The organism is Lacihabitans sp. LS3-19 (genome assembly GCF_024343575.1).
Classification (GTDB): domain Bacteria; phylum Bacteroidota; class Bacteroidia; order Cytophagales; family Spirosomataceae; genus Leadbetterella.
Genome location: NZ_RJUA01000120.1, coordinates 52,756 through 65,051, shown reverse-complemented (window position 1 = coordinate 65,051; position 12,296 = coordinate 52,756). Strand labels below are relative to the sequence as shown.

Here is a 12,296-nt window from a genome sequence, read left to right as displayed (position 1 = left end):
CTTAAATGAATAAAATTTGACAGTAAGTAAATATAAAAAAAATACAAAAAAAATATCTACTGACTTTTAATTTCCATTACTAAATATTTAGAAAGTATCTAATTATTTAGATTGGAAGATTGACATACAAAAAAAATACTTTTTTGGTTAATATCAAAATATTATTGCGATTAATTTAAAAATAATCTTTTAAAATTTTGATTATTTTAAATTTTCAAAATTATATATAATTATAGATATACATAATATTAGAATAGTTATATTTTAATGTATTTAGTACAATTGTTTCATTTTTTAAAAAAAATATTCAATTTATGAAACCTATTTTTAGTGTATTTTAAAAATTTACACGACAAGTAGTGAATTCTTTAAGAAATATTCTAAATATTTTACTTTTTATTAGAAATGTCTATCCCTGGGGTATTTTCGAAATTTTGGATATAACACAAGTTGTTTTTTCAAATAGATTTATAGAAATAATACAATTAATTTTTTTCTAGCAAGCCTTGCTTAAAAAAATATTCGGGAGTATTTAGTATAAAGAAATTTCACTAATCGGAAGTAAAAAAAACAATTTATGTTGGATGTAATTGCAATAATGGAATTAACTATTTTGGAGTTAATATAAAAAGAAAATACCCATCAAGAGACGGGTATTTTGCTATTGGAGTACAACAAAACCACAATAAATTGTGATTTTTTTGCAAATATAATATTTTATGCTTCTAATAATTGCTCATCATGTTGACTAACATCTAAGCCTAATAATTCGTCTCTCTCCGAAACCCTCATTGGAACTAAGATATCCGTTAATTTCAAAATAATGAAAGACATAATAAAAGCAAATGCTGAAACCAATACAAGTGCTACCAAATGCTTAATGAACAAAGTAGCATCTCCAAAAAATAAACCTTGATCGGTCACAGCACTGTTAACTGCTGATGAAGCAAAAACGCCTGTAAAAACCATACCAACCATACCGCCAACTCCATGACAAGGAAAAACGTCAAGCGTATCGTCTAAGGCTGTTTTGGTTTTATAATGTGCTAAAAAGTTTGATATTATTGAAGCCACAACACCGATAACTAATGCATGAGGAATTGTTACAAATCCCGCAGCTGGCGTAATGGCAACTAGGCCGACAACAACACCAATACAAAATCCAAGAGCAGAAACTTTTTTACCTCGTGCTGCATCAAACAAAACCCAAGCTATACCTGCCGCACCTGCCGCAGTATTTGTAGTTGAGAATGCCAATGCTGCCAGTGGATTAGCACCTAATGCTGAGCCAGCATTGAAACCAAACCAACCAAACCATAACAATCCAGTGCCTAGTAAAACATAAGGGATATTAGCTGGCGGAAGAAAACTTCCCTCTACATGTGACCTACGACGTTTTAAATAAATAGCTCCAGCAAGTGCCGCCCAACCAGCCGACATGTGAACTACTGTTCCTCCAGCAAAATCCAATACACCCATTTCGAATAGAAATCCACCCGAAGCCCAAGTCATATGAGCCAATGGAGCATAAATAAAAATGCTAAAAAGAATCATAAATACAACATACGACTTGAAATTGATACGTTCTGCCATTGAGCCAGTTACTAATGCAGGAGTAATCACAGCAAATTTCAGCTGAAAGAATGCAAATACTATTGCTGGTATAGTTCCCCATGGCTCAGCATCTAATACGCCTTTCATCATAAAATGTGTAAATGGATTTCCTACAAATCCCCCGATACTTTCTCCAAAAGCTAAGCTATAGCCTACTACCACCCAAACGATGGAAATAACACCCATAGCAATAAAACTTTGAAGCATTGTAGAAATAACGTTTTTTGTATTTACCATGCCGCCATAAAAATACGCTAAGCCTGGCGTCATAATCAGTACAAGAGCAGAAGCTACTAGCATCCATGCTGTATCGCCACTATCTATTCCTTCTGTAATAATAGCACCAGGGATCGAAGGAAAAACCAAGGCTAGGACTGTTACCGCTGCCAATATTGCAATTGGGGCATACGCGGGTTTAATTGCTGTTTCGCTCATAAATTTATATTGTTATTTGTTGTACAAAAGAAAAGAATACGATTAGAAATAGAATATCAAAGCAGCTCCCAATGTTGATTGAGATTTCTTTGTCAATGCTCCGGCTTTATCGTAAAGTTGGAAAGTGCCAGCCTCATTCTTATAAGAATCAAATCTGTATTCTGGCTTTAATTTTAAGTTTGGAGATACATCATAATTTCCTGTAATAGTTATTCCGGTTGTTGAAACACCAGCACCATCAGCATCTACTAAATATATTCCACCATCTTTATTGCTGAAATACTCAAGACGTGTTCCTATAGCAAATTTCTCAGAAACATAACCATTTAAGTACAAAGCAGCTCCACCCCAAGTTCCAGTATTGTTTTTACCAGTTACAGCATTTACACCTACTAAAAACTTCTCAGTTACTTGGAAAGAAGTAGTTAAATCATACCATGAAACTACATTTTTCTCATCAACACCTTCGTCAGATCCGAAGTAGTTTAAATAAACACTCCAGTTTTCTACAGGATTAAATGAAACTTGTGCTTGAAAGCCTTTTGATTTGTTATTATCATCTTTGCTATCAAGACCATTTGTTAAACCCAACATAAATGCGAAATTGTCAGTTGGAGCAACATCTAGCTTTACACCTGTATGATAGAATGGTCCATTACCAAACATATTTGATAGAGAGTAGTTGAAGTTTGCGGGAGCATCAATAACTTCATAACCTACGTTTGTACCATACTGTCCACCAGTAAGTGAAATTTTATCTGTCATTGCCCAAGTCATGTATGCTTGTTTGATTGCAAGGCCTGTTGTTCCAAACTGAGAACCCATTGGACTTAAAGCATTTCCATAATTTCCTAAATCTCCGTGATTACCAAAAGTAAGGTCAATTACTCCTGTCACTTTATCTGTAGTATAAGTAGTTTTCAGCTGAGCCAAACCTACTTGAAAGTTGTTAGCTTTCTGATCAAAAATTCTTTCGAATCCTGATGCCCCTAAATTAGATTGAACCCCATTAAAGTTTGCAAAATAGTAAGTATCAACATACCCGCTGAAACTTAAAGGATTTGGCTTTTCGTCTTCAACAGCGGGAGTTTCGACTTTAGCTTTCTCATCTTTAGCTTTTTCACTTTTACTTGGCTTTGTTGGGTTTTCAGCAGCAGAAACGTTTAACATTACTGCAAGGCTAAAAATTGTAAAATACACTTTCTTCATAATTTTCTTTGGTTTGATTAAAAAATTCTTATGTTATATTTTTCAACAAACTTCTATCAAAAAAATACATTTGTCAAATAAATAGGTTTAAAAAATTACATATTTCTTTAAAAAAAATATATATTCTTTGAATAGTACTATAAAAATAAGCTAAAAACTAGATTTTTTTTAAATTTAGATAAAAGTGACATAAATTTTGCCATATCCTTTTTTTGCAAAATATTATTCTGATTATATATATCTATCCATACTTATTTTGCTGATGCCCTTGCTTTTATGAATCTAAAGGAGTTTAAAAGTTGTCTTTTGGGCAATATTTTAGATATTGAATAGTACAATTTTGATTTTACAGTAAAATATAACGAATTGTCTAAAGATATAAGAGAGAATCTATAAGCTAAATTGTAAAGTCGAGGATAAACCCTAGTGAAGAAAGCCTTTTTGGATATTAAAAAAATGCTTTTGGAAAGGGTAGGATGGTAAAAGTATTAATTGGAAACTTAGTTTTATAAAATAAGAAAAAAAAAAAACCGCAATGTTTGATTGCGGTTTTAATAAAATTATTCTCCGTGAAGCCAGGCTTTCTTGGCTTGTAGTGTTTCTAAATCTTCCACATTGTCAGGGTCCGGTACGCAGCAGTCTACTGGACATACCGCAGCACACTGAGGTTCCTCATGAAAACCCGTACATTCTGTGCACTTATCAGATACTATATAGTAAAACTCATCAGATACAGGTTTCATATTGGCGGTGCCTTTAATAATGGTACCGTCGCCGAAGTCTACCTCAGACAATTTGGTTCCACCTCCATAAGTCCACTCAATACCACCTTCGTAAATTGCAGTATTAGGACATTCTGGTTCACAAGCTCCGCAGTTTATACACTCGTCTGTTATTATTATTGCCATTTGAGAAAATCTTATGTTTTTAAACTTAATACAAATATAATTCTTCAAAGTTTTACATCCTTTGTATTTTTGTTCTGAATTTGAACATTGGGTATTTTTTTATAAAAATAATGAAATTAGAAGACAGAATAGTACTATTTAGTGAGCTTGGAAACAGATTAAATAAAAAGAAGGCTTCAGAAGAGTTTTTGTCGGTGTTGTCGTATGCAAAATCTAAAAACGGTTGGTTTACTTTAGACAATTTAATAAAGTCTATTGAAAGTGTTATTAATCATTATTTGAACAATGATAAAATACTTGAATTTGTCAAATCTTATAATTCCGATATTTTCACGCCCAAATCGCCAAAAAAAGTTGGAATTGTGGCTGCAGGAAATATCCCATTGGTCGGAATTCAGGATTTGATTCATGTGATTTTGATGGGACATATTGCTATTTATAAAGCAAGTACACAAGACGAAGTATTGATTAGATATTTATTAAAGGAGATGATTGTGATAAATCCTGAAATCGAAAAATATTTAATCTTAGCGGATAGATTGAATGATTCTGATGCTTTTATAGCTACAGGAAGCGACAACACTTCTAGATATTTTGATTATTACTTTGCTTCTAAACCTCATATTATTAGAAAAAATCGAACCTCGGTTGCTATTTTATCGGGAAATGAATCCAAAATTCAATTATCTAATCTAGGAAATGATATTTTCTCTTATTTTGGATTGGGATGTAGAAATGTAGCTAAGCTATTTGTGCCTCGTGGTTATGACTTTACAACTTTCTTCGAATCTGTTGAATATTGGAACACAATTTTGATGCATTCAAAATACAACAATAACTATGATTACATGAAGTCTATCTATTTGGTAAATAGAGTAGAGCATTTAGACAATGGTTTTTTACTGCTAAAAGAAGATACAGCTCTCTCCTCTCCTATTTCTACTTTGTTTTTTGAATATTATGATGATGTCGAAAGCTTAAAGTCAATCTTAGGCTTACATAAAGACCAAATCCAGGTAATCGTTTCGGATTTACAAGAGATAAATAAAGCGTATGGTTTCGGTCTAAGTCAATCACCAGGATTGGCAGACTATGCTGACGATATTGATACAATTGAATTTCTAACTAAAATTTAATTTTTCAAAAACCACTCTAAGAAATTTGGAAATACCTTTTTCCACGTTCCAAAATTATGTTCGCCACCTTTGACCTCTACATAAGTTATATCTTCATCAGAATAATTCTTCTTTCTTAATTCAGAAATCAAATCCAAAGTGTCTTCTATAGCATCAATAATTCCGTTATTGTTTCTATCTGCAGTTTCATCATTTGTGCCACATTCAAACCAAAACTTCAGTCCTTTTTTATGTTCAGAATTTCTGATTTTGTTATGCATTATTCTATCTATATCATCTTGATATCCATCTTCATAGGCTTTATCTCTCCACCAAAATGAACCACTAAAAACACCAACTTTTGAAAACAAATGTGGATTCTCCCATGCAATGTCAATAGCCGACAAACCTCCTAAAGAAAACCCACAAAATCCTGTTTTTGAAAAATTTACTATGATTGGATAATTATTTCTGAGAGAAATGAGTAATTCAGAAACTATAAAATTCATATATGCTGTGGCTAAACTCCCTCGGCCTTTGTAGTCAGGGATATTGGAGGTGCCATACTCTTTGAGACGATTTTCATTGGTATGGATTCCTACAAAGACAAAAGCCTCTCCTCCATTTTGATAATGATTCCTTGCCAATGTTTCCAATTCAAGCTGCTCATAATCCTGACCGTCGTTCATTAATAGAGTTGGAACGCTTTCTATAAAGTAACTAGAACTTGGAATAATTAAATCATAAACAACGTCTCTTTTCAAGAAAACAGACGAAATTTTATTGTTTTTTAAAATATGGTATTTCTGCTTGTCCAATTATTATACTGAGTTTATTCAAAAAAAACTGTAGCTTTCTTTTGATTAATAAAAAATAATTTTGATTTTGAATCCAAAATGCAAATTTAACAAACTATGCAAGAACGCCACGTAAATTTTTACTCACATATTTTAGGCAGATCATTAGATTTATTTGTGACCGGTCACTGGGGTTTTCCAATTTTAATGTTTCCAACGTCGATGGGCTCTGCAAATCAAAATCGTGACATGGGACTGTTGAATAGCGTTTCAGGATTTATAAATGAAGGAAAAATCAAAGTTTATAATATTGGGACAATTGACTTCGAAACTTTTTATGGAAAAAATATCAGCCCACATGATAGAGCCTACAATTATGAATTGTATACAAGATTTTTAGCAGACGAATTAATTCCTGAAATCCAAAAAGAGAACAGTGTACATAGAATCGGTTTGGCAGGCTGTAGTTTTGGTGCATATCATGCTATAAATTTCGCCTTTAAAAAACCTGATTTAGCTGCTTTTGTTGTAGGAATGAGTGGTTCATATGATATCCGTAGTTTTATGGAAGGGTATTATGATGACAATGTATATTTTAATAATCCTGTAGATTTTGTTCCAAACGTGGAATCTTGGAAGTACAATCACCTGAAAGTAGTTTTAGGAACTTCGGATTGGGATATTTGCAGAAACGAAACATTTAGATTTTCTCAAATTTTAAATAATAAAAGCATAGGACATTGGTACGATGAAAAAAAATGGGCTAGCCATGATTGGCCGCTTTGGAACATGGCTTTTCCTGAGTATCTTTCTGGTATCTTTAATCAATAAACAAAAATGAAAAAAATAGGAATACTTTTTGGTATGGAAAACACCTTTCCATGGGCATTTATAGATAGAGTAAATCAAAAAACTGGAGGAAGGGATATCATTGCTGAACCAGTTTTGATTGACAAAGCCGAACAAGGTGTAGCTTCTGAATATGCAGTTATTATAGACAGAATTTCGCAGGATGTTCCATTTTATAGGGCTTTTTTGAAAAATGCTGCACTATGCGGTACAGCCGTCATCAATAACCCCTTTTGGTGGAGTGCTGACGAGAAATACTTCAACAATTGTTTAGCAGTAAAAATGGGAATACCAGTACCCCATACTGTTCTTTTGCCGTCTAAAGAAAGACCAGATGATACAGGTGATCAGTCTTTTCGAAATTTAAAAATGCCTTTGGATTGGCAATATATGTTTGATAGAATAGGTTTTCCAGCATACATGAAGCCGCACTCTGGTGGGGGTTGGAAAAGTGTATATCGCGTAGACAGTCCTGATGATTTATGGCAAAAGCACAACGAAACAGGGCAACTGGTCATGATGCTTCAGGAAGAAATTATCTTCACAGATTATTATAGATGCTATTGTATAGGAGGCAAATATGTACATGTTATGCCTTATGAACCTCTAAATCCTCATCATTTGCGATATGCCACCCAGCCTAAAACCCAAGGTGAAGAGCATAAAAAACTTATGGCAACTATTACCGATTATGTTTTAAGGTTAAACCAAGCTTTAGGATATGATTTTAATACAGTAGAATTTGCCGTAAGAGATGGAATTCCATATGCAATAGATTTCTGTAACCCTGCTCCTGATGCAGATATAAATTCTGTAGGAACAGAAAACTTCGAATGGGTTGTTGAAAATGCCGCAAATTTTGCAATCGAAAAGGCTCAATCTGTAAAAATGGGACAAGATAATTGTACTTGGGGTAGTTTTATTTCAAATGCTTCAGCGGTAAAGCCTTCAGAAAGTGTAGTTAAAAAGAGTGTAAAAGCCAAAAAGACCAAATAAAATGGGATTGTTTACCCTTGGAATTGAAGAAGAATTCCAGACCATTGACCCTGAAACCCGAGAACTAAAATCGCACATGTCGAAGATAGTAGAAGGTGGCAAAACGATACTTCAAGAGCGGATTAAGCAGGAAATGCATCAAGCTGTGGTTGAAGTTGGTACTAATATCTGTCATAATATTCAAGAGGCCAGAGAGGAAGTCACTTATTTGAGACGGATGCTATTGGATTTGGCTACAAAGCAAAATTTGCATATTGCTGCAGCAGGAACGCATCCATTTTCTGATTGGCAACATCAACTTATCACCGAAGATGATAGATATAATAAGCTTATCGACGAAATGCGGGATGTGGCTCGAGGGAATCTAATTTTTGGCTTGCATGTGCATGTTGGAATTGAAGATCGAGATGACGCTATAAAAATTATGAATCAGGCAAGGTATTTTTTGCCTCACATTTTTGCTTTATCTGTAAATTCTCCTTTTTGGTGTGGACGAAATACTGGTTTTCATAGTTACAGAGCCAAAGTTTTTGACAAATTTCCGAGAACTGGTATTCCTGAACATTTTGAATCAGCTGCCGAATACGATTCCTATTTGAATCTTTTAATAAAAACTGGCTGCATAGATAATGGAAAGAAAATTTGGTGGGATTTAAGGCTACATCCGTTTTTTCCGACTATTGAATTTAGAATTTGTGACGTACCCATGCGGGTTGACGAAACCATTTGTTTAGCTGCCATTATGCAAGCATTAATTGCTAAATTGTATAAATTAAGGCAACAAAACTTGAGTTTTCGACCTTATCCGAGATACTTAGTAAGTGAAAACAAATGGCGGGCCGCTAGATATGGTATTGGGGCAAATTTGATAGATTTTGGAAAAGAAAAAGAAGTAACTTATCGCGAATTAGCCGATGAACTTTTAGATTTCATAAAAGAAACAGCCGAGGAATTAGGCTCTATGGATGAAGTAAACTACGTCTACGAAATCTTGAAAAATGGCACAGGTGCGGATAGACAGCTAAAAGTGTATGAAGACACTAACGATTTCAACGCTGTGGTAGATTACATAGTAAATGAAACAAAATTCGGACTTTAAGTAGAATTGTGCGAAATTTGCAATTCATCTTCAAACCAAAGAATGTTAGAATTTAGAATAGCGATATTAGATTTATACGATGATGTGCCCAATGAAGGTATGCGTTGTATTAAGAGTATTGTTCAGCAGTTTTTAATTTCAAAAGGAATAATTGAAAGCAATTATTCTATTTTTAATATTAGAAAAGGCCAAGAATTACCAGTACTAGAAAAATTTGATGCGTATATTTCTACTGGTGGCCCTGGAAGTCCATTGATTGAAGGCCATGATTGGGAGAAAAACTATTTTGGCTTTATTAATGAATTAATAAATTACAATAAGAAGAATGAAATCAAAAAGCCGCTTTTTGCGATTTGCCACTCGTTTCAGTTGCTTTTTCAGTATTTTGAATTTGGCGTAATTAATAAACGAAAATCTACCTCATTTGGCGTAATGCCAATCCATAAATTAGAGCCAGCAATGCATGAGAGTGTATTCTTTGGACTTGATGAACCTTTTTGGGCAGTAGATTCTCGTGACTATCAAGCGATTATGCCAGATAAGAAAAAAATAAAAGCTTCAGGAGCAAAAATACTTTGTATTGAAAAATATCGCCCCCATATTCCTTTAGAAAGGGCAATAATGGCCATAAGATTTACGCCGGAAATAATTGGGACGCAGTTTCACCCTGAAGCTGACGCAGAAGGAATGCACCGATATTTTAAAACTGAAGAAAAACGAAATGCTGTTATAGCAAGTTATGGTGAGTTAAAATACCGTAACATGATTAAGCATCTTGAAGATCCAGACAAGATAATGCTTACAGAATCAGTAGTATTGCCAAATTTTCTGGAACATGCCTTCCAAGGAAAATTCGCTTTAATTAACAAATAAAAAGATGGTAACCGAACCTAGAGAATATTTTAATACTTCGTTTTCTGAAGAAAAATATCGAAACCTTTTAGCTGATATTGAGAAAGATTTTCCTTTCGCACTTGATTTTAGAGTTGCAGAATCGCCTATTTTTGTTAATAAAGAGCTGAAAATTAAAATATTAGATGCGTGTAATGGCATTATTGATGTAATTAGAAAGGAAGATTTTTTAGAAAAAACACAAAGGGCTATTCCAAATAATCATTTGATTCCCAATGAAAACAAAAGACCTAATTGCCTGGCTATAGATTTTGCAGTTACAGAAAACCAAGACGGAGAGTATGAGCCACAATTGATTGAACTACAGGGATTTCCGTCTCTATTTGCGTATCAATCTTATTTAGCAAGCAAATACAAGAAACATTTTGATGTTCAGAAAGGGTTCAGTGAGTTTTTTAACAGGCTTAATACTATGACATATATGCAAGAAATGCAAAATTTCTTGTTAGAAGACTCTCATCCGAAAAACGTTGTATTGTTAGAAGTAGCTCCTGAAAAACAGAAAACAAGACTGGACTTTGCAATTTCAAAGAAATTTTGGGGAATAGATGCAGTTTGTGTAAGCAATATAAAAAAATCAGGTAAGGATTTGTATTATGAAGCTGATGGGAAGAAAATTGGGATTGAAAGAATCTTTAATAGATTGATATTTGATGATTTGGATAGAAATTATCCAGATTTAAAATTAAACTTTGACTTAAAAGCAGAACATAGTGCTACTTGGGTTTCACATCCAAACTGGTTCTATCGAGTTTCTAAGTTTAGTCTCCCACTTTTTAAGTCGAAGTATATTCCAGAATCCTCATATCTTTCAGATTTGAAAGAAATTCCAGAGGATTTAGAAAATTACGTTTTGAAACCACTTTTTTCTTTTGCGGGAACTGGGGTTAAAATTGATGTTACTAAAAAAGATTTGGAAGAAATAAAAGATCCCGAAAATTTCTTATTGCAAAAGAAAATCGAATATAATCCTTGTATAAAAGATATTAACGGAGAAAAAATAAAATGCGAAATAAGGATGCTTTATATTTGGCCAGAAAATGCAAGTTATCCTAAATTAATGACTAATTTGGCTAGACTAAGTCGTGGAAAAATGATAGGTGTGGATTTTAACAAGAACTTCGATTGGGTAGGTGGCAGTTGTGCATTTTTCGAAACAAACTAATAATCAGTGGATAATAGACAACTTTTTCTTCAAAACCTTGCCCAAACCTCTGATAGTCCGCTGGCATTAGAATTTACCTATGCCGAAGGAAGTTTTTTGTTTGATAAACATCAGAAGCCATATTTGGATTTGATTTCTGGTATATCAGTGAGCAATGTAGGTCATCGCCATCCAAAAGTCGTAGCTGCCATAAAAAACCAGGTAGATTCATACTTACATCAAATGGTCTATGGTGAATACATCCAGAGCCCACAGGTGAAATTAGCCTCTGCCTTAGTCGATTCATTTTCAAAACTAAATACACTTTCAGGAGCAAAAATTGATAATGTATATTTTACTAATTCGGGGACTGAGGCAGTTGAAGGTGCTTTAAAATTGGCAAAAAGATATACAGGAAAAACGGAAATTATAGCTATAAAAAACTCTTATCATGGCTCAACGCATGGAGCACTTTCTTTGGGAGAGGAGCAATTTAAGAGAGGTTTTAGACCTCTATTACCTGGCATAAAGAAAATTGAGAGAAACAATCTGAATGACATAATTAAAGTCAATAAAAATACTGCCGCAGTTATCATAGAACCCATTGGTGCCGAAAGTGGAATTTTAGAAACAAACTTAGACTTTATCCAAAAATTAGCACAAAGATGTCAGGAACACGGTACTCTTCTGATTTTTGATGAAATACAAACGGGTTTTGGTCGAACTGGGAAATTTTGGGCTGCCGAACATTTTGGATTTTTACCAGATATTATGCTCTCAGCAAAAGGCATGGGAGGCGGAATGCCTATAGGTGCATTTATGGCTCCTCAGCATATTATGGCAGTGTTTAAGGAAAATCCAATTCTAGGTCATATTACTACATTTGGAGGTCATCCAGTGAGTTGTGCCGCGTCATTAGCCACTTTAGAAATTATCAGGGACGAAATAGATTTAGTATCAATTGAAGTTAAAGGAAAACAAATCAAGAAAATATTCGAAAAACATCCTTTGGTGAAATCAGTAAGAGGAAAAGGCTTAATGTTAGCTGCTCAGTTCGAGAATTTTGAGATATTGAAAACTACAATTGATGGTTTTATCGAAAAAGGATTGATTACCGATTGGTTTTTGTACTGTGATAATGCCATGAGGATATCACCACCATTGAATATTTCCGAAGAGGAAATTGCTTTTGTAGAAAGTGTGGTTTTGGGATAAAAA

11 protein-coding genes are annotated in these 12,296 nt (G+C 33.7%); 7 read left to right on the top strand and 4 right to left on the bottom strand.

Annotated elements, in window-relative coordinates; all coding sequences use genetic code 11:
• Positions 1 to 717: 717 nt before the first annotated feature.
• From EGI22_RS17880 to EGI22_RS17870, 3 genes are all read right to left on the bottom strand, one after another.
• Positions 718 to 2,049: an ammonium transporter gene (locus EGI22_RS17880; protein WP_255069805.1), complete on the bottom strand. Its 1,332-nt coding sequence runs from the start codon at positions 2,047 to 2,049 to the stop codon at positions 718 to 720.
• A 42-nt stretch (positions 2,050 to 2,091) separates the two neighbouring features.
• Entirely contained in the window at positions 2,092 to 3,258 is a 1,167-nt protein-coding gene (locus EGI22_RS17875) for a porin (RefSeq protein WP_255069804.1), read from the bottom strand.
• A gap of 560 nt (positions 3,259 to 3,818) precedes the next feature.
• Positions 3,819 to 4,166, bottom strand: a complete 348-nt coding sequence (locus EGI22_RS17870) for a 4Fe-4S dicluster domain-containing protein (protein WP_255048090.1) — start codon at positions 4,164 to 4,166, stop codon at positions 3,819 to 3,821.
• A gap of 110 nt (positions 4,167 to 4,276) precedes the next feature.
• Between EGI22_RS17870 and EGI22_RS17865 the strand changes: the two genes are divergently transcribed.
• The gene (locus EGI22_RS17865) at positions 4,277 to 5,302 is read left to right on the top strand and encodes an acyl-CoA reductase (RefSeq protein WP_255069803.1); all 1,026 of its coding nucleotides are present in this window, start codon (positions 4,277 to 4,279) and stop codon (positions 5,300 to 5,302) included.
• On the opposite strand, the gene EGI22_RS17860 is transcribed toward EGI22_RS17865, so the two are convergent.
• Positions 5,299 to 6,045 carry an esterase family protein gene (locus EGI22_RS17860; protein ID WP_255069802.1) on the bottom strand — a complete coding sequence of 249 codons (747 nt, stop codon included), beginning with the start codon at positions 6,043 to 6,045 and terminating at the stop codon, positions 5,299 to 5,301. The two genes, EGI22_RS17865 and EGI22_RS17860, sit on opposite strands and share 4 nt — an antisense overlap.
• A 150-nt stretch (positions 6,046 to 6,195) precedes the next feature.
• Between EGI22_RS17860 and EGI22_RS17855 the strand changes: the two genes are divergently transcribed.
• The 6 genes from EGI22_RS17855 to EGI22_RS17830 are packed head-to-tail and all read left to right on the top strand — an operon-like array spanning position 6,196 to position 12,293.
• Positions 6,196 to 6,909 (top strand): alpha/beta hydrolase-fold protein, encoded by a 714-nt coding sequence (locus EGI22_RS17855; RefSeq protein ID WP_255069801.1) that lies wholly within the window; start codon positions 6,196 to 6,198, stop codon positions 6,907 to 6,909.
• Positions 6,910 to 6,915: 6 nt separating this feature from the next.
• Positions 6,916 to 7,923: a RimK family alpha-L-glutamate ligase gene (locus tag EGI22_RS17850; protein ID WP_255069800.1), complete on the top strand. Its 1,008-nt coding sequence runs from the start codon at positions 6,916 to 6,918 to the stop codon at positions 7,921 to 7,923.
• A 1-nt stretch (position 7,924) separates the two neighbouring features.
• Positions 7,925 to 9,022, top strand: a complete 1,098-nt coding sequence (locus tag EGI22_RS17845) for a carboxylate-amine ligase (protein ID WP_255069798.1) — start codon at positions 7,925 to 7,927, stop codon at positions 9,020 to 9,022.
• Positions 9,023 to 9,064: 42 nt separating this feature from the next.
• On the top strand, positions 9,065 to 9,895 hold the full coding sequence (locus tag EGI22_RS17840; protein ID WP_255069797.1) for a type 1 glutamine amidotransferase: 831 nt from the start codon (positions 9,065 to 9,067) through the stop codon (positions 9,893 to 9,895).
• Between the two features lie 4 nt (positions 9,896 to 9,899).
• Positions 9,900 to 11,099 carry a hypothetical protein gene (locus EGI22_RS17835; protein WP_255069796.1) on the top strand — a complete coding sequence of 400 codons (1,200 nt, stop codon included), beginning with the start codon at positions 9,900 to 9,902 and terminating at the stop codon, positions 11,097 to 11,099.
• A gap of 6 nt (positions 11,100 to 11,105) precedes the next feature.
• Complete coding sequence (locus EGI22_RS17830; protein ID WP_255069795.1) at positions 11,106 to 12,293, top strand: aspartate aminotransferase family protein; 1,188 nt, start codon at positions 11,106 to 11,108, stop codon at positions 12,291 to 12,293.
• Positions 12,294 to 12,296: the final 3 nt, after the last annotated feature.